Source organism: Sinorhizobium sp. NG07B, assembly GCF_002532005.1.
GTDB lineage: Bacteria > Pseudomonadota > Alphaproteobacteria > Rhizobiales > Rhizobiaceae > Sinorhizobium > Sinorhizobium fredii_C.
This window is the reverse complement of sequence record NZ_NWTD01000001.1, coordinates 1814138-1832010: the sequence shown is the minus strand read 5'-3', so window position 1 is coordinate 1832010 and position 17873 is coordinate 1814138. Positions and strand designations below refer to the sequence as shown.

The window sequence follows — 17873 nt, the reverse complement described above, 5'->3', positions numbered from 1 at the left end:
ACGCTTCGCCGACGGCTGCCTACAGGACGAAGTAGCCTTTCTGCAGGGTGACAGCGTCATCGAGACGGATGGCGAAGTCGGCCGTCTTGTCGCCGTTGACATCGCCGTAGATGTAGGTGTCGGAGGGAGCGGCGCCGTAACGCAACTCGCCCTTCTTGCCGCTAAAGGCGGCGGTTCCGACGAAGATGAAGGCCTGGTCTCCGCTCGTGGCCGAGTCGGCGTCGATCGCGGAAACATCGATACGATCGGATGCCGAGAAGTCGTATATGGTGTCGCGGCCCGACGTGGCGACGGTGCTTTCCGCCAAGGCCCTGAACTGGAACGTGTCGGAGCCGCTGCCGCCGGCTAGTTTGTCCGCGCCATTGCCGCCATAGACCACATCGTTGTACGATTCGCCGTACAAGGTATCATTGCCGCTGCTGCCATAGAGCTTGTCCGAGCCGGCACCGCCGTAAAGCGTGTCATTGCCGGATTTGCCAATCAGCGAGTCATTGCCGCTGTTGCCCCACAGCTGATTGGCCGCCTGGTTGCCGGTGATCGTGTCGTTCCCCATGCCAGCCTTGACGTTCTCGATCAGTGAGCGCGTATCGCCGTGATAGAGCAGTGCATTGAAGATGTTACCTGCGGCAAAGCCACTGTTGGAACCGCCACCGAGCCAGGCGAGCTGGTCGATGCTGAAGGTCGAGGCGTTGCCCGGTTGCAGGTCGATCTTGAGGCCCGTTAAATAGGCCGAGAGATCGTAGGTGTCGTTGCCGCCGCCATCCCATATCGTGGCGAAGATGCGGTTGGCGCCTGGTGCTATGCCGACCACGCCATTGACGAGCGTCGCGCCGCTATTGGGCGTCCATTTATAGACCGTGTCGCCGCTGTTGGTGCTGAAATCGGCGCCGTACATTTCCTGCAGCGCCGCAATGTCAGCCATCATGAAGGTTTGCGGCGCGCCGTACTGCTCGTAGGCGTAGCCGTAACCGCCAACATAGCCGCGGTAGGTCATGATCGAATATTCGATCGAGTCAGATTGAGAAGGTAGAGGGCTGAAGCCCCCCTCTGATTCATGGCCGTGCTTCAGGCCGAGCGCATGGCCGAGTTCGTGCATGAGCGTGTGCCAGGCGTAATTTCCGGCGACGGGCTTTCGATAGTCGGCGACCGTGCCCGCATACGTCGTGCCAAACCAGATATCGCCGGCTTCGGCATAGCCGCCCGGCAGATACGCCCATGCGGTCGAGGGCAGGGACGACTGCGCAAACCGGATTGTCGCGCTGGCTGCGCTTCCGGAGGTGAAGTCGGCATTGGTGAAGCCCTCGACGGAGAAGCCGTCATTGGCGGCCGAGCCAAAGCTTTGCTCCATCGCGAAGAGCGCGGCGTTTATTTGCGCCTGCGAGACCGCGGCAAAACCGCTGTCCTTTTCGCCGCTATAGCTGTAGTCGCTAATCGACGTCGGAAAGGCATAGGTGATCGTGCCGGTCCAGGCATAACCTGAGAGCACCCCATCGATCAGATTGTTGCCGGTGGTATTCAAGGTCTTGCCGGTTTTGCCCGTACCGCTCATGCCAAATTCCCATCAGAAAGCGCGGGGCCATTGCCTCGCACTTAGAAAAGGCGGACTCGTGCCGGCGACGATAGGCTCCGAGTTCCTTCGATTGTCATAACGAGTTCAGCCAAATTGGAACGAACCGTGCCGTTGCGCTGATTTGCTGATCAGCGCGCGGCTTTACGCTATCAATCTTCTGTCTATCTGCCCCTGTTGGAGCGGAAGAGAGTTCTCCGGCTGCACTACACATCGCCAACGAGCGCGGGTTTTACAGCCAGCCATGCGGACTGTCCATTAGACCCGGTGGACTAGACTGTGCAAAGACTTTGGGGGCTCATTTCAGCAAGATCGCTCGCGCTTCGCCCGCTCAGCTCCTGCCTTGCGAAGCACCTGGAATTGCCACGACAAATGCTCTTGCCGTGCTTTGAACGGCTCCTATCCTTCTATCATGAATGGAGGAGAGCATGGCAGACAATCCGAAGAAGCAGGGTCGCGACCGCAAGCTTGCATCAACGCAGGAGCACGAAGTCGCCTACATCGTCAAAGCGGCAAAGGTCACGCGGCAGAAGGCGCTGGAGGCGATCCGGGAGGCTGGGCCGAGCCGGGACAAGGTCATGGACTATCTGGCGAAAACCAAATAGTGCGAGTGCCCGCACCGGGGGACAGGACGGCGGCTCGCCTGTGAATTCGAACGCTCGGGCAAGAGGTCTTGGCAGCAGTGGAGGCTTTTTCCTTCAGATGCGTGCCGATGCGCTCACTTGCTTTTTTAAAAGAGCGCTGCGACCATTTGGGTCATAATATCCACCTGAGTTATGCCAGCTTGATAAAGTTCTATCAGCCTCGCCGCGAGCGCGGTGGTGCTGCGGGGCAATCGTTTGGCAACCCTCGGATCTTTATTTCCTCGTCGAAGATCCTCTGCAGTACATCGAGATCATCAGGAGTCAGGAACTGACGACCGCCGCGAGAAAATGAGAGCACGGCAAGGTCCTCCTCTCTGGGCAGAGCGGCGCGAATTCTCGCGCCCAGCGGATCATTGTACCTTCGATCCGACCATGTGGAAGCTGCTTTTTTTCGAGTTCTTGACAGGCGCCGGACAGCGCGAGCCCCGTACGCTCGCGCTTTGATGACTTGCTGCGTAGACTGATTTGCAAAACGGGGCCTGGCGAAAGCGAGGCCCCCTTTTCTGTCCTGTAAATACTACCTTGCCGGGTGAAAATTCGTGCCCCCCTTCTCCTGGGATGAGAGGAGGAAAGAATGCCGGACGATCTCAGAAAGAAGGGGCGCGACAGCGAGTTTGTCTCAACGCAAGAGCACGAGATTGCCTACCTCATGAGGGCTACTCGTAAGACCAGGGAAGAGGTGCTCAAAAGCGATCCGCGAAATTGGCCCCGACCGCCAGATGGTGATGGAATACCTCTCTAAAGGCCCGCTTGTGACTCGCTCAAGCGGCAAATGAGGCGTAGACTGTACACTTCTTCATGGTCCTTCCTCAGCGCCCGCCGGGCAAAGCGGGCGCTTTTTTGTCGCCGAGCTGCATTGCAAGCGTTGCACGAGCGTTGCACGCCGGTGACGGGTAAGCGCTGTTTTGATCCCACCTTTCGGATCACCGCCTGATTGTCGATGCTCGGGTCCAAAGAGGGCTCCGACATATGACGATCACAGGGTTTACGCATGGCACCAAGGCCGATGAGCGCCGTGTCCGGCCGGGGGCTCAGCCTACCTCTCAAGTGAGCCCGCAACGCTGCCCATCGCTTTTGCCTCAGTGTGTGGCGCGAAGAAGCAGCGGATCGTCATATGCGGGGCGGACGTGCAGATGTGATACTGGCTGTCTTCGCTCTCTAAAACCCGGTTCTTGGGGATGAAGTATCTTGTCTTGGACCCGGTGCGGATGTTGAAGTTGCCGCCCGGCAGCGGCTCGACATAGCGCGGGCTGATGACCCGGCAGTCCTTGTTGTCGCAGCATTCGTAGCCGGTGACCGGATCATGGTGGCCGGAATACCAGTTATGGGCGACAGCGAGAGCGATGAGGACAAGCTTCATGTCGCTTGACCTTCTCGGCGCCGAGGGCCTAACGCTCAACTTCGAAAATCCCCACGGTATGATAGTAGGGCACGTTTGCGAGCGCTCCAAGCGTTACCGATTAACGGCGGACCGCGGCCTTGCCAACGGCCTTCTGATACAGCCGCTCGATCTTGTGACCGGTCGACCAAAGCAGGTCGCAACCGATGCCTTCGGAAGCGCCGAACCTCGCCTTTCGGTTCCAGTCTACAAGCTCTAGGGTCAAAATACGAAACCATTCCTAAGCCGGACGGTTAGATTGGTTCGTCTTCCCTATCCGCGCCGATCAAGGTGGAGTCAGAACAACGCTTACGGTGACGGGGCGCGAGCACCCATATTGCCTGGGACTACTAAGAAAGCAGCGTCCGCCCGGATCGCGAACGCTGCTTCTGTCTCTTGGCCATTCATCAGGTATCGCCGGAGGAGGCGACAGTCATCTAATTCTAAACCTCTGAATTTGTTCCATCCGATCGTTTCGCCATCTCGAACCGCTCGTTCTGCTTCTTTGCGAATTCATCGGTCGCCGGCGCTGGCATGAACATGTAGATTAGGGCATCGCAGCCGAGCCCGAATTTCTGGCAACAGCAGTCCATGCTGAAGGAACTGCGGGATGCTCAGGTTCCGCGTCAGGAGCTCGATCGTGTCTGGACGAGCTACGACCAGCGCTTTGCCGACCATCAGCGCCAGATCGACGAGTCAAGCAGGCGCAGGGCAGTGTCTACAGCCAGCGCGATATCATTCTCGATCTTAAGGAAAACCAGCAGCGACTTGAGCGTGAGATCGCCAGGCTTTCGGCGGCGGGTGGCGGTGGCGCCGATCGATATCCGCGCGGATGCGATCAAGCGGGTGGTGATGTACGCGCGGGAATCACTGAAGCGTCGACGTTATGATAGTCGGCGCATCGTCGCCTTCGCCCCTATCAAGAAACTGGACTAGTGCCGACACGAGACTCTCTGCGCTCTCTCGATCGAGCTCGAGCAGGATGATTTCATCCTCGTCTGACATAAGCTCAAGCGTTCCAATGAGCGGGTCAGTCGAGTGCACGCTTATGTCGTTGCCCTGATACTCGGTGGTGGTCGTGTTCCGATCGTCTTCCATGGGTGCCTCCGCCAGAGTATCACACGCGATCATCGACCTGAGAGGCCTCATCCTGTCAATTTGGCTTTCCGAAGTACTCGCTGTGACGGCGATGGCAAGCCATATAGTGCGAGTGCCCGCACCGGGGGACAGGACGGGCACTCATTAACAGGTGGGGGGACCTGTGCCGCTGAGACAATTATGCGGCACCAAGATAATCCAGCGGGGGCGTCATTGTTCCGATTCCCCGCAGCCGACCTTGAAATTATCTCCTTGGCCCGAGCGGCCCTGTTCCGCTGCGGCCGTGATAGAAAGCCGGGTCGTAAACAATCTCGAATTCGGCTTTGAGCCGCTCGGCCAACCGCTTCGAGATCTCCCGCTTCGCCGCGTCCCTTGGCGTGGCGTCAATGCCGACGAGCACGGCGCAATCCTCGACAGCTATTTCCCAAATGGCGGCGCGCAGGAATTCCTGCACGATCGCATCGTCCACAATTTTGACGTGGCGTTTAAAGCCGATCTGTGCCCTCAAAGCCGTTACGATGTCGCGGGCAAAGAGGGTGGAGCACTGTGGATCACGCCGCCGCCGCTGACCCTTCGCCGCTAGTCCATTCAGGACAGGGCGACCGACCATAGCGAAGCGAATGAAGATTGCGCGTTCGAGATCGTATTCTGGCGCCGACATGCGGTTTCCTCCTCGAATCGAGTTTGTCGGTATCCCGCATGTCGTGAATGGCGCGCCGCTTCGCCCGGTCGCGTTCTTAATATGTTCTCGTCATCCGAACAGTCAATGCGACGGTTTGCCGAAGCTGTGCGTTAATGGCCGCATGGCTAGAGCATCTTCGAAGAAATCGCCCGAGGCGCCGCCGCCGGACCCTATGCCGGCGCGGGTAGAGCCTTGCGTCGCAACGCTCGTCGACCGGCCGCCGGCCGGGCGGGACTGGGCCTTCGAGGTGAAGTGGGACGGCTACCGGCTCGCCGTCCATATTGAGTCCGGCCGCGTGCGGATCGTCACGCGCGGCGGCTACGACTGGACGAGCCGCTTCCCTTCAATCGCTGCAGAGGCGCGGCTTCTTGGGCTTAAGACCGCAATCCTCGACGGCGAGGCGGTCGTGCTCGATGAGCACGGCCGCTCTGACTTCGGCATGCTGCAGCGTGCCCTCGGCCGAAAGCCCAGCCTGCATGATCCGCGCGAAATCCTCTTCTTCGCTTTCGATCTCCTCTATCTCGACGGCCGCGACTTGCGCCGGCTACCGCTCAGCGAACGCCGGCGCCTGCTGGAGTCGATCGTCGCCGGCCGCGCCGGTGTCATTCGGCTGTCGGAGGAAGTCGAGGCGAGTGGGGAAGAGCTCTTCCGGATCGCCTGCGAGCACGGACTCGAGGGGATCGTCGCCAAGCGCCGCGACAAGCCCTATCACTCCGGCCGTCGTCCCGACTGGCAGAAGATCAAGTGCGTGCGCAGCGACAGCTTCGTGATCGTCGGCTTCGAGCCGTCGACCGTGCCTGGCGCTATTGCGCGGCTGCTGCTAGCGGCAAGGAGGAGGGGTGAGCTTGTCTATGTCGGCGGCTGCGGTAGCGGCTGGACGTACGCGGAGTCGGCCAGGCTGCGCGAGCTGCTCGAGGCAATCCGGACGGATTCGCCGGCGGTGAGCCTGAAACGAAAGAACGCTGTCTTCGTTGAGCCGGTGCTGATCGCTGAGGCCGAGTATCGCGCCTGGACGCAGGATGGGAAGCTCCGGCATCCGTCGTTCAAAGGAATCAGGGAGAGGGCCCACGATGCGACGGTGTTCGAGCTGAATTCCTGATTTTGGTAAGACCTGCGATTTTCAATTCGCCAATGTTATCAATGGGGCGCCTTTCGGTCCCACCATCTCCCAAGTGATTGATTTTGGCTGATCCTCGCAGAACTGCAGGGGTCGCCAAAAAAATTCAATTACTTAGCTGATGTACGCCGGGAAGAACGCGGGGGCGAGGTCGTATAGAGGTCGCAATCGCAGCCGCCTGGGCTTGATTGAATCCAGGCTTTTGTCAAAGATGGAGCGAAGTCCAAGCGTAGTCGGCAAGCATCGGTTTGGCAGATCAAGCCTCCCTCTAGACCGAATGCCGCCGGATCCACTCGTCTACCTGAGGCTTGGGCCAGCGGATCATTCGGCCGTACATCGGAATTGGCTCCGGAAACGAGCCATCCTTTCGCATTCTCCACAGCGTAGTCCGAGATACGGCCAATAATCGGCACACGTCCTTCACCGTGTAGAACCCGTTTGTTTCCGCGAATGTCACGTTTGGTCTTCGGGCACTTCTGCGGCATCGCGGCAGTCGGTACTCCGGCACACAATACCCAAGAGATTCCGCTGGTGATGTTCGTCGACCCGCCCTAGCGGCCGGCCGGGTTCAGAGAACGGCGGCGCCGATCGAGCCCGCCGGCTTCGGCAGCCAAGCGCCGATCTGGTATAACTTCGCGGGGGACAGCACCGGCTGGACTTCAGTGCTCCCGGAGCCAAGTGCCTCCACCAGCTCTCCGATACGCATTTTACTCCTCTCAGTGGCGGCGATTTGCCGCCTATCCGCTCATCGCAGGCTCGCTACTTGGACGGCCGCGATGCCGCGGTGTACCCCCAGCCAGTCGATCCAACTGGCGATCGAAGCAAAACAAAAGGCTTGAGTATGGCCCCGCAAAGCAGAGGGCAGCGCCTCCCCGAGGGCCGTGTCACGGATTGAAAGAGTGTCACTGGTTCGAAACGGCAAGGGCTCGCCTAGCGCTGGCCCTCCTCATCATCGAGATCGCTTGCGTCACACTAAGAGCCCGCGAGTTGGACGACCTCTACGAGGAATACGCTGTAGCGGCTGAGATGCTCAAACGTCTCCAGAAGGAGACTCCTCGTCGCGAGGAACTAATTGTCGAATACGAAGGTTTGTGCCTAAGTATCCAAGCCGCTGTTGTAGAACTTCTGGAACGGCCGATCACTCCGACCTGATCACCCCGTCGAAGCCGCTGTGGAATGCGCCATCACGCGCGCCCGATCAACCAGAGTCCAGCGTCTTTCAGGCTGACCGGATCGCCGGGTTTTATTCGCTTGGGCTTTGAGGCGACGGAAGCGATTCCGGGTTCGCGAAGCCCCGGCCGTCGGTGCGACAGCATCTCTGCCGCACGGGGCCACGTTAGTCCGGGCAATCCGGTTCGCCGGGTTCGCAGAAACGTCGCTGCTGTCTGCGGCGGTCATTGTCACCACCCCTGCGGTCACGATCGTCGCCGCCGCGGCGGATGACGCGATCGCCATCATTGCCCCCACGCTCGAAGTTCCGACGGTTGCGATCGCCGCCGCGCAGATCACGGTCAAAGTTCGGCCGCCTGTCGACATCAGGCCTGCGGTTGGGGGCGCGATCGAAATCCGGAAGGCGCTCCGGGCGATCGTCGAGGTCCCGCCGTCTTTCGGGGGGAGGGCTCAAATCGGGCCTCCGCTGCAATCTCTCGTCGAATTCCTCGGGCGGAGCTGGCCTCGGCTCGAATTCAGGTCTGCGGCTGGGCGATGGTTGCGCGCGGCGACCCGGGCCGCGATAGAAGTCCGGTCCGCGGCGCCAGCGATCGCGGTCGCGATAAAAGTCACGGTCGCGGTAATGACGATCCCAATAGCTGCCGAAGCTGAAGACCACGACGGGAATACCGAGCCGACGATAGTATTGAGGCCCGACATAAACGCGGCGCTGTTCATAAAGCGCCTGGATATATCGGCCGTGCACCCAGCCACGGCCGTCGTAGAACTCCACGTCGCACCATGGCACGTCGGCAAGACAACCGTAGATTTCGATGGATTCGCCGGCCGGAATCACAGTGATCGCCGGGTATGCGGTGCTTGGGCCGGCGCGCATGTTGACGTTGGTCGTCGCGAAGCCTTCTGCCGCCTGAGCGATCGCCGGAGTCAGCAAGAGCATACCGGTCGCAGCAATCTTCAAAAGGGCGCGTTTCACTTTTTCAACTCCCAGGGAGGCAGGCATCATCCTCGCAACCGGTATCTGGTTTTTTGTCCGGCTCGCGGGCATAGTTGGAGTGCCTGCAAGCTTTTGTTAGAACCTCCATCGTCTTGTCTTTCAATCGTTTATAGCGCGTTTTGCATGAACGCAGCTTGAACGGAAGAGGCTGCGCTATAGACCCTGAGCGGAGACGACAAGACAGGCTCTCGGACGGGCACAGCCATCCGCCCTCCGGAGCAAGGTCCCTTCGCCGGGACGATGGATGGGTTGGGCCGCTATGCGATCAGCAGCACGAGGTGACTGTGCCTCTAAAGATTGTCCAACCGGTCCTCAGCAGACCCCATAGAGCAGCGGCCCAGCTCCGACTGCGGACAGAAGCAAGCACTTGGAACTCCCCAGTCGGCGGGGACGCATGCGCACGCCTCACGTGTTGTTGATCGTGATCTCGCAGCGGCTGGTTGCACTGCACCCTTTTTGCTGTTCTTTTCGCACCTGCGAACAGATCGCTTCTGCAACCCGCCGGACGAGAGACATTCCTCCCAGTCCGACGTCCGGCCAGAAAGAGGATCCGAACATGGGTGATCTCCTGAAAGGTATCTCCAATTTTCGCGGCGCGGTGTTTCCCAACCAATCGGCGCTTTACCGCAAGCTGGCGAGGGAAGGCCAGCAACCGCAAGCTTTGATGATATCCTGCGCCGATAGCCGGGTGATGCCCGAGACGATCACGCAAGCAGGTCCCGGAGATCTCTTCGTCTGCCGCAATGCCGGCAACATCGTTCCGCCGTTCTCGACCCTCAACGGCGGGGTCTCCTCGGCAATCGAATATGCCATTCTGGCGCTTGGCGTAAGTGATATCGTCGTGTGCGGCCATTCGGACTGCGGGGCGATGAAGGGCCTGTGCCATCCGGAGTTGCTCCAGCCGATGCCCAATGTCGCGGCCTGGCTGCGCCACAGTCACGCCGCCTATTCGATCGTCTGCCGGGCCTATCCTGACGACCTTTCCGAAACTGACCGCGTGCGCGCCGTGGCGATGGAAAACGTCGTCGTTCAGCTCGATCACCTGAAGACGCATCCTTCCGTGGCCGCAAAACTCGCCACCAGCGAGATCACCCTTCATGGCTGGTTCTTCGACATCGAGACCGGCGAAGTCCAGGTCTATGACGGGGCGACAGCGACCTTCACGGTGCCGCAGGACGGGGAGCCGCTGCCGGTCGCGTTCACCGGCCGCGATCGCCCGCATGTCATGCCGCAAATCGCAGCAACACTTGCCGCGGAGTAGCGCCATGACAGCCAATAGCTCGTCCTTTTCGCGCGACCTCGCCTCGTCGCTGGTCGTTTTTCTCGTTGCCATTCCGCTGTGCCTCGGGATCGCAATCGCCTCCGGCGTGCCGGCTTCGATGGGCCTGATCTCCGGGATCATCGGCGGCATCGTCGTCGGCTTCCTGTCGGGCTCGCCGCTGCAGGTCTCCGGACCTGCCGCCGGACTTGCCGTCATCGTCTTCGGCTTCGTAGAGGACTACGGCGTCGCCATGCTCGCTCCCGTCCTGCTCGTCGTCGGATTCCTGCAGATCGCCGCGGGATTCCTGCGGGTCGGCTCCTGGTTCCGGGCGATCTCGCCGGCCGTGGTTCATGGCATGCTCGCCGGTATCGGTATTCTGATCATCTTGGGGCAAATTCATGTGCTGATGGATGCCAAGCCCGCGGCCGGCGGGATGGAGAACGTCGCGGCGATCGAGGACAGTCTCGCCCGTCTTTGGGGGACTGGCCTGACAAGCGAGGCAACCGCGTTGAAGGTTGGCCTCATATCTCTCCTTGCAATGGTGTGCTGGGAGAAGTGCCGGCCGAAATCCCTTGCGCTAGTTCCGGGAGCGCTGGTCGGGGTCGCGGCGGGGACGGTCCTCGCCGCCGCGCTGCAGCTGCCGATCGCGCGAGTGGAGGTGCCAGCCTCACTCGTCGATAGCATCACGCTGCCAACGATGGAAAATTTTGCCCGAATGCTTGAGCCCGGCATCATGCTCATGGCTGTGATGATTGCCGTTATCGCCAGTGCCGAAACCCTTCTCTCGGCTGCGGCCGTCGACCGGATGCATGACGGGGTGCGTACCAAATTCAACAAGGAACTTTTCGCGCAGGGCGTCGGTAATGGGCTCTGCGGCTTGCTTGGCGGATTGCCGATTACCGGCGTCATCGTCCGTTCCTCGGCGAACATACAGGCCGGCGCACGCACGCGGGCCTCCGCCATCTTCCACGGGATCTGGATATTGGGTCTGGTGGCGCTGGCGCCGGCTTTGTTGACCTTGGTCCCCTTGTCGGCGCTTGCCGCGGTTTTGCTCGTCACCGGATGGCGGTTGATCAGCCTGCGCCATGTCCGCCACCTTTTCGAGCACCATGGATTGGTCCCGGTCGGCATCTGGGCGGTGACCGTCGCAATGGTCGTCCTGCAGGACCTGCTGGTCGGTGTCGCGCTTGGCCTGGCGCTGTCGATCATCGAGATCGTGCCGTACCTTCGCCGAAAGCTTGCGATCAGGCATGCCGAGATAGACGAGGAAATCCATGTCCAACTCGGCGGCGCCGCCACCTGCAGGGACGTGCCTATACTGCTCAACACGCTCGAGCAGTTGCCCGAAGGCCGTAAGGTGAGGATCGTCGGTGAGGACCTTCATTACATGGATCACACCAGCGCAGAGACCATCAGCGAATGGTTACGGCGCGAGGCGAGGTCCGGCCGGGCCATCGAGGTCCATCCGCCGCGGGCAGTGCGGCATCCCCGGCTGAAACCACTGTTTCAGCGATTTTCCACTGAGGTCGCATAGGATATTGGGAGGGCAGTCGCCCTCCCTTTTTCTCGGTCAGGAGTTGGGTGACCCGCATCTCACCGACTGACAGGCCGCCACTGACGAGGGCGTCTGGGGGTGGGGCCCGACGGCGGCCCTTTTCGCGAGCGTTGTTCTCCGAGCCCAGAGCTTCTTATCGTTTTTGACACAAGGCGGTAATCGTGCCCCCGGGCGCCGAGCCCGCAACCAATCCGACGAATGCGGCTCCGACTAGGATGAAAACGGCGGCGACGAAGAGCACCAATAGCTGGTGCGTCGACTCTCGGAGACTGTTTTCCTGTGCATGGATGGTACCTGCGGGGGATTACGCTATGAATTCCTCGGCGTTTGCCGAAGACGCAGGAGGCATCATGCCCGCGGCGCGCTGCGATATATGCAGCTTACATGCCGTGATTCTAATGGAGGCTTAACGCCCGTATTCAAATCACCGCAGAGGTGGCACTCCGCCGCATCGACTTGCTCGGAACTAAGATCAATGTCGGATGTTTTGCTTCAACTAACGGAGCAGCGCTATGCCAAAGGTGCAGTATGAGATAGTGGAGCACGACGGGGCTTGGGCGTACAAAGTTAACGACGTCTTCTCTGAAACCTTTCCTACCCACGCCGATGCACTTGCCGCCGCCGAAATTGCAGCGCGTCAACATGAGCTTCCCGGTTCGACGGAGAATATCGAATTCCAGGACTCCGCCGGTCGCTGGCATGAACAAGTCGCGTTCGGTTTCGATCGCCCTCTTACCGAAGTCGTCGATACACCGGAGGTCCGGAACGCGGCAGAGCGCCGGGTTCCAGAGCAGCGCAGCGCATTTGGCACTGTTCTGCTGCTCGCTGCTACTGCCTTCGCGACAGGCTACCTTCTTCGTCTTACCCAACGTCGCTAACTCGAGAGCCGCTTGCTCATCTTGCCCATGGGAGAGCACCCAGCACGACGGCCGACGCTCGCTGAAACGGAGGCGGAGCAGGCGTCCCGCTGCTCACCAAATAGATACTTGGGATAAGCCGCTTACCCGGCTCGCTGCGGTGGGCGGAAATGGCGGAAGTCGAACTTCGCACCGTATCGGCGAGGGGCACCTACGGGTCGAAGGAAGCCGCACTTCACGAGCCCTGTGCGGCTCGAGCGCGAGGAAGGTCACGTTCTGACTAGAAAGGTCGCATAATGGATCAACCGGAACTCGATCGAGCCGAGCATAGGAGCAGTCATGTTTGGGCCATTTTGGCCATTAGGATCTCCAGTTCCGCCATTTGTCTTTCCGCATGATCTCAGCGCGCCCTTCATCGGTGACCACCCATTCGCGCACACCACGGAAATCCAAGCCAATCAGCGCTCCTAGCTCGGCGCGTCTCATCGTGTGCTCGCCAGCATTTTGAATCACGTCGGGCGTGGTGCAGTCCGAATGATCTGTCATATAGCACAGGACCTTGGTTGGTTGGCGCTGAGCCGGCCTGTGCTGGTCGCGGTCAATGTCTTTAGCGGTCTTCGCTGTCTGCTCTGTGGGTGCGAATTGGTAGCCCGCCAAATAGAAGCTATTGGCGCGAAATGCGCCGGTCAGGCCGCTAATGGAGATTCTGAACTGGCTCGTCCAGGAAGCTGCGGATGCCATCTCGCTGAACGGTGGCCAGTAACTCTTCGAACGCCTCTCGATCAGTATCGAAGGGGTCATTCCAGACGGTCGTGTTTCCTTCCTCGTCGAGCACCTCGAGCATCCAGTCGAGATTTGTGCCGGCGGGCCGGTAAATGCGCAGAATAACGGTCACATCATCATCGAGGAACTTGCCGGAGAATTCAGAAAACTCGTACTGCTGATCGTTTTGGGTCATCAGCCTCTTTATAGCATGCTGATGCACAGAAGGGCGGATTTCATGTGCTGATTATCCCTTTTTGCGGAGTCGGACCGCCGACGCCTTCGCCATCCTCTAGTACAAAGATCACGCCTGCTTCATGCGAGTATCATCCACTGTTCGCTCTTTGAGTTCCTCGCCAGCCTCGTAGCGCGACAGTGGCAGGTGCGACTTTTGCGAGAGCAGCAAGTCCGTCACTCCCAATCTAACGCCAGTACCTCCGCCCGCTGTCGACTGACGATCGACCCACAACAAACCCGATTGCGAAGGCGAGGGCGCCGACCGTGAGCGCCAGGCCGGTTGCTGTGTACGGGTGATCCGCGGCGCCGACCACCACAGCGTTTGCTTCGCGGCTCACTGCGTCGGTGGCTGTCTTCGCTACCTTTCGGACGCCAGTGGGCGGTTCGGTCGGCGTCCCGGTGAAGCCGGCGCTCAGTTCGTCTTTGGCCATGTTGTTTCTCCTTCTGGGGAAGGAGGAACCGACGACGGGCGAGGAGGTTCCGGATATCAGTGCACCGACCCCGAACGCGCGTACAGCGGGTTCAGTAGGTCGATTGTATCGTTGACCTGCTGCATCTCGAAACCGACCTTCCTCAGCCCGAGCGTCGCCATTCATCAGCGGTTCAGGCTCGATGGCTCAATCTGATAGGCAGCGAGAGGAGTCCACGATGACAAAGCTCTTAGCCGCCCTCACAGCCGTACTGCGTCCTTCGCTTTACCGCTAAACGCCGCGCCGACTTTCGTGCCGAAACACGAGCAAGTGCAGACCGGCGCCGTCGAACAGGTTAGACACCGGCGCCATTGGCGCGCGGAGCGCCACTGGAATAGGCGGCACGCTCGGCTTTCCTGCCGTTACTACGGCCGATGCTATCCTCGCCATTACGGATACTACGGCTATCGTGACTACCACCGCTACCACCGGCGGCCAGAAGTCACCATCTATTTCAATTTCTAGCGACGACCGAAGCTGACGCCGCAACCCGCGACGAATAAGGCGGGTCCGATGTGACGGTCCCGGCGGAAAAGGCAACGCTCTAGGGGGTACAGTCTCTGCGCTTTGGCCGCGGCGCAGATCATGCGGCGTGGCTGGAATAGCGGAGTCTACGATTCAATTCCTTTCAAGTCGAGGGATAGGAGTGGGCATCCCGGCTTGGGGGCATGTTGCCGGCTTTCGATTGTCGCAGTCGGGTGGATAGCCGAAATTTATTGGGATGGCACTGAATGACCGCTGAACGCCACAATGCGGATGTCGGCGTGGGCACGATCGTGACAACGCAGGATGTACGGCTCTGTCCTGATCTCAAGTCTAGGCTGTGGCTTTTCGAAAAAGACCAAACACGGGCGACGAATCCATTCAAGGGAAAAGATTCGGGGTCGGGATTCGACCCCAAAGCGGGACATACGCTTCGAATGCCGCTATTCTCTCGTCGCAGATCCGCTTCGTCCCGGAGCGTCATCTGGAGAAACTGAGGCCAACGCCTTCTACAGGAAGTGGGCCAGTCTATGAATTGCGAGGCCCGCAAATGTCAGGGCGCATGCGGTCGTCATCCACATTACTGGCCGCAAGCGGTTTGGGGAGATACCCGCACTCGTTGCGATCTGAATGATCGCCAGCCCTGTCAGGGTGGCCACCCCGCTTACCAAACCGAATGTTCCCTGTGGCTGTGGCAATGACGGATTGGCCGGCCTTTCCTGTAGACGCACCGCGAGGTCGAGCGTCGCATCGTTCCCCCTTGCTGTGCCGATGTTGACAGCATCGACGTTGGAAAGGGCTTTAAGCCTTTCCCGCATCTCCTCTACCTTGCCGCGCTCGTAGCGCTCTCCGGGCCGGAAGGGGATGAGGCGCTTGATCTCACTCTCGCGCAGGCGGCGCAAGCCGTCGAACGTCACTGTGCCAAAACGCAATCTAGGACCAGCTTCGAGGTGCACGAGGGCGGTTACAACGCCGTTCCCCGAGCGGATCCACTCCACCTTGCTGAGCTGTGCCAGAGCAAAATCGATCTCACCGACACGATAGAGGATGCGGCTGCCTAGGTTGTCCGCAGCCTGTGCGCTGGCGGGTTGACCTATGTAGTCATCGATAATGGATGCAAGTTCGTCAATCACCTGTCGATCGAGTTCCTGCTGCTTAACTCCTTTCAGGAGTACAGCCGCCACAGTATAAAGCTTACCCAGCGACGGCCGGAGCACCAATCCGGTGCTGGAACGATCCAGAGCGACCTGCGCATCCAGATATCCGAGCTCGACCATGACCCGTTTCAGCCTTGTGCGTTCATGCTCGACAGGGCTTTCCAGATCATTGGCCGAGATCGTATTTCCAGCTCGCATGCCCTCGATCAAGAGTGGCAACTGATAGGCTTCCCGAAGTGCCGATGCGATGGCCGGCTGCGCTACGTTCCGCGTGTCAAGCTCTACCGGCGACGCGGCTTTGGCCGGCACCACCGACGCCAAGACTAACCCGAAACAGAGGATCACGCTTAAAGATTGGCCACAGCTTCTTATGAGAACTCGACCTTCACGCGCGTTCTGTGTCGGTGTATATTCAAGCGGTTTGGTAGTTTCGAGGTTGCCCCAACTTTTCATTTTGTGCGTCACGCGTCTATAATACTGCATCGGGTTTCAGTCTGCCGCATAACTGGGTTAGCACCTCCTTGGCGACCGCATTATCGCACGAAATGGATGGTGAGTCCGTGGCTAACGTCGGTCTGTCTCGTTTCGATAATCCGGCCGCTGAGACCATCTGGCGCGAACTCTATCAGCGGAATGACGAGGCGATCGCCAGCCTGTCGCCTGAATGGGCCGAGGCGGTCGTAGCTGCTGGCAACTTCCGCAGCAGCCCGCAGTTCTATGAGTTCGACGACGGGGCCCGCGCTGTGCTTCCCCTGTTTACCAAGGGCGTCGGTTCGTTACGCTACGCCTGGTCGCCGCCGCCGGCCTGGGGGTTCGGCGGCATCCTGACTGATGGCGCAGTCACGCCCGCGCATCTCGAGACTATTTTCGCGCATCTCGAAACCTTCCCCTGTCTCGGCGTCAAGATCCGGCCGAACCCGCTTACCGCCGACCTCTGGGCAGCCGGGGCTAGACCGGCGTGGACTTCAATCCCTCGCTGCGCGCATGTGGTCGACCTTTCGGGAGGTTTCGACGCTGTGCGCGGACGCTTCCACCGCAATGCCCACACAAACATCCGCCGCGCACGCAGGCTAGGCGTTGAAGTGGATGTGGGTAACAGTGAGGGGTTGATCGACGAATTTCATGAGCTGCTCCAACTCTCGTTCGTTCGCTGGGCGCGCAAGCAGCACGAACCGGCGGCGCTCGCGTGGTTGCGCGGCGTACGCAGGGACCCGCGTGCGAAATTCGCGGCAATGGCCGCGCGGATGGGCGACGCGTGTCGTCTTTATGTCGCGCGCGTCGACGGGCAGCCAGCGGCGGCGATCCTGGTCCTCTTAGGGGGGCAGGCACATTACACGCGGGGTGCGATGAGCGAAGCCCTCGCCGGAAAATCCGGCGCCGCCTACTTGCTGCAGGCGACCGCGATCGAGGATGCCTGCCGTCGGGGCTGCACGCGATACCATATGGGCGAAACGGGAAATTCAACGTCGCTCGCACAGTACAAATCCAGATTCGGCGCCGTTCCCGTTTCTTACGCCGAATACCGATACGAGCGGTTTCCATTGGCCCGGCTCGACGGGTTTGCTCGAGGGGCCGTCAAACGCATTCTGGGGTTTCGCGATGCACCCTAAGTGGTTGCCCGTCCTCGTGGGGCTTGCGTGTTTAGTGGTCTTCGTACTGCTGCCGAGGCTCGCTACTGAGCCAACTCCGCTCGTCAAGGACGGTACGTGGCGGCTGATCTTCGCAGACGAGTTCGACGTGGTGAGCCTCGACCGGGAGAAATGGACCACCTGCTACTGGTGGAATAAGGATGGCTGCACCAATCTCGGGAATGGGGAACTCCAGTGGTATCGGCCCGAGAACGTCTCCCTCAACGAGGGGCTTCTGCGGCTGCAGGCGAGACCGCAAAACATCATTGGCTTCGAGGGGCGCACTTTCGAATATACGTCGGGAATGGTCACCACCGGCCGCGACTACGAGGAACTGCCCCGGCCCTCACGAGTCCGCTTCCGCTACGGGCATGTCGAGGTACGGGCGAAGATCCCGGATGGCAAAGGCTTATGGGCGGCAATCTGGTTGTTGCCGGAGACGCGTGAGTCGCGACCGGAGATCGATGTCATGGAGGCGCTCGGCGACTCCCCGACGACCCTGCGGGTGCATTATCATTACCGCGACGAGGCCGGCGAAAAACAGAGCGTCGGCGAGAAGGTTAAGACACCAAATCTGACGCAGGACTGGCACGTCTATAGCCTGACCTGGGATCCCGACAGGATCATCTGGTATCTCGATGGCAAGGAGGTGTGGCGATATTCGGACGCTGGCTCAATCTCCAACGAGGACATGTACCTGCTGCTCAACCTTGCCGTCGGCGGAGAATGGGCTGGGTCGCCCTCGGAGAATACGAATTTCCCTGCCGAGTATCTCATCGATTACGTGCGCATCTGGCAACGGGATGGATGATG

General features: G+C 60.1%; 18 protein-coding genes and 2 pseudogenes. 10 read left to right on the top strand and 10 right to left on the bottom strand.

Annotation, left to right across the window (positions count from 1 at the left end):
- Window positions 1-19 precede the first annotated feature (19 nt).
- Window positions 20-1549, bottom strand: coding sequence for a M10 family metallopeptidase (locus tag CO664_RS08935; RefSeq protein WP_097538471.1), 1530 nt, complete (start codon window positions 1547-1549; stop codon window positions 20-22).
- A 446-nt stretch (window positions 1550-1995) separates the two neighbouring features.
- Between CO664_RS08935 and CO664_RS08930 the strand changes: the two genes are divergently transcribed.
- Together CO664_RS08930 and CO664_RS31155 are read left to right on the top strand one after the other, a co-directional pair.
- Window positions 1996-2172, top strand: coding sequence for a DUF3606 domain-containing protein (locus tag CO664_RS08930; protein WP_097538470.1), 177 nt, complete (start codon window positions 1996-1998; stop codon window positions 2170-2172).
- A 613-nt stretch (window positions 2173-2785) separates the two neighbouring features.
- Window positions 2786-2987, top strand: a pseudogene (locus CO664_RS31155) (DUF3606 domain-containing protein).
- A 260-nt stretch (window positions 2988-3247) separates the two neighbouring features.
- Here CO664_RS31155 and CO664_RS08920 read toward each other — a convergent pair.
- A complete protein-coding gene (locus CO664_RS08920; protein ID WP_095495118.1) occupies window positions 3248-3571 on the bottom strand; it encodes a hypothetical protein in 324 nt (107 codons plus the stop codon).
- 609 nt (window positions 3572-4180) lie between these two features.
- Between CO664_RS08920 and CO664_RS08910 the strand changes: the two genes are divergently transcribed.
- Window positions 4181-4525: a hypothetical protein gene (locus CO664_RS08910; protein WP_176536519.1), complete on the top strand. Its 345-nt coding sequence runs from the start codon at window positions 4181-4183 to the stop codon at window positions 4523-4525.
- Between the two features lie 406 nt (window positions 4526-4931).
- Here the strand turns inward: CO664_RS08910 and CO664_RS08900 are convergent, their stop codons facing one another.
- A complete protein-coding gene (locus CO664_RS08900; RefSeq protein WP_097538468.1) occupies window positions 4932-5348 on the bottom strand; it encodes a hypothetical protein in 417 nt (138 codons plus the stop codon).
- Between the two features lie 142 nt (window positions 5349-5490).
- On the opposite strand from CO664_RS08900, the gene ligD reads away from it, so the two are divergent.
- Window positions 5491-6468 (top strand): non-homologous end-joining DNA ligase, encoded by a 978-nt coding sequence (gene ligD / locus CO664_RS08895; RefSeq protein ID WP_158254916.1) that lies wholly within the window; start codon window positions 5491-5493, stop codon window positions 6466-6468.
- Between the two features lie 586 nt (window positions 6469-7054).
- Here the strand turns inward: ligD and CO664_RS30660 are convergent.
- The 3 genes from CO664_RS30660 to CO664_RS30655 all read right to left on the bottom strand — a co-directional run bounded on the left by CO664_RS30660 (window position 7055) and on the right by CO664_RS30655 (window position 9208).
- Window positions 7055-7192, bottom strand: a complete 138-nt coding sequence (locus tag CO664_RS30660; protein ID WP_158254915.1) for a hypothetical protein — start codon at window positions 7190-7192, stop codon at window positions 7055-7057.
- A 630-nt stretch (window positions 7193-7822) separates the two neighbouring features.
- Window positions 7823-8629, bottom strand: coding sequence for an SH3 domain-containing protein (locus CO664_RS08880; RefSeq protein WP_097538466.1), 807 nt, complete (start codon window positions 8627-8629; stop codon window positions 7823-7825).
- A 426-nt stretch (window positions 8630-9055) separates the two neighbouring features.
- On the bottom strand, window positions 9056-9208 hold the full coding sequence (locus CO664_RS30655; RefSeq protein ID WP_158254914.1) for a hypothetical protein: 153 nt from the start codon (window positions 9206-9208) through the stop codon (window positions 9056-9058).
- Between CO664_RS30655 and CO664_RS08870 the strand changes: the two genes are divergently transcribed.
- From CO664_RS08870 to CO664_RS08860, 3 genes are all read left to right on the top strand, one after another.
- The gene (locus CO664_RS08870; protein WP_097526732.1) at window positions 9207-9911 is read left to right on the top strand and encodes a carbonic anhydrase; all 705 of its coding nucleotides are present in this window, start codon (window positions 9207-9209) and stop codon (window positions 9909-9911) included. The genes CO664_RS30655 and CO664_RS08870 overlap by 2 nt on opposite strands.
- A gap of 4 nt (window positions 9912-9915) precedes the next feature.
- Window positions 9916-11445, top strand: coding sequence for a SulP family inorganic anion transporter (locus CO664_RS08865; RefSeq protein ID WP_097538465.1), 1530 nt, complete (start codon window positions 9916-9918; stop codon window positions 11443-11445).
- Window positions 11446-11978: 533 nt separating this feature from the next.
- The gene (locus tag CO664_RS08860; protein ID WP_097538464.1) at window positions 11979-12344 is read left to right on the top strand and encodes a DUF2188 domain-containing protein; all 366 of its coding nucleotides are present in this window, start codon (window positions 11979-11981) and stop codon (window positions 12342-12344) included.
- A 339-nt stretch (window positions 12345-12683) separates the two neighbouring features.
- On the opposite strand, the gene CO664_RS08855 is transcribed toward CO664_RS08860, so the two are convergent.
- From CO664_RS08855 to CO664_RS08845, 3 genes are all read right to left on the bottom strand, one after another.
- A complete protein-coding gene (locus CO664_RS08855) occupies window positions 12684-13064 on the bottom strand; it encodes a hypothetical protein (protein ID WP_141471693.1) in 381 nt (126 codons plus the stop codon).
- The gene (locus CO664_RS08850; protein ID WP_097538627.1) at window positions 13018-13281 is read right to left on the bottom strand and encodes a hypothetical protein; all 264 of its coding nucleotides are present in this window, start codon (window positions 13279-13281) and stop codon (window positions 13018-13020) included. Before CO664_RS08850 ends, CO664_RS08855 begins: the two co-directional genes overlap by 47 nt.
- Window positions 13282-13507: 226 nt before the next feature.
- Complete coding sequence (locus CO664_RS08845; RefSeq protein WP_037426829.1) at window positions 13508-13753, bottom strand: hypothetical protein; 246 nt, start codon at window positions 13751-13753, stop codon at window positions 13508-13510.
- A gap of 217 nt (window positions 13754-13970) precedes the next feature.
- Here CO664_RS08845 and CO664_RS31150 point away from each other — a divergent pair.
- Window positions 13971-14257: pseudogene (locus CO664_RS31150) on the top strand (hypothetical protein).
- 527 nt (window positions 14258-14784) lie between these two features.
- On the opposite strand, the gene CO664_RS08835 reads toward CO664_RS31150, so the two are convergent.
- Window positions 14785-15885 carry a POTRA domain-containing protein gene (locus CO664_RS08835; RefSeq protein ID WP_158254913.1) on the bottom strand — a complete coding sequence of 367 codons (1101 nt, stop codon included), beginning with the start codon at window positions 15883-15885 and terminating at the stop codon, window positions 14785-14787.
- A gap of 107 nt (window positions 15886-15992) precedes the next feature.
- Here CO664_RS08835 and CO664_RS08830 point away from each other — a divergent pair, with 107 nt between their 5' ends.
- Together CO664_RS08830 and CO664_RS08825 are read left to right on the top strand one after the other, a co-directional pair.
- Window positions 15993-17042: a GNAT family N-acetyltransferase gene (locus CO664_RS08830; RefSeq protein WP_158254912.1), complete on the top strand. Its 1050-nt coding sequence runs from the start codon at window positions 15993-15995 to the stop codon at window positions 17040-17042.
- Window positions 17032-17871 (top strand): glycoside hydrolase family 16 protein, encoded by an 840-nt coding sequence (locus CO664_RS08825; protein ID WP_037426837.1) that lies wholly within the window; start codon window positions 17032-17034, stop codon window positions 17869-17871. The genes CO664_RS08830 and CO664_RS08825 overlap by 11 nt, the downstream gene beginning before the upstream one ends.
- Window positions 17872-17873: the final 2 nt, after the last annotated feature.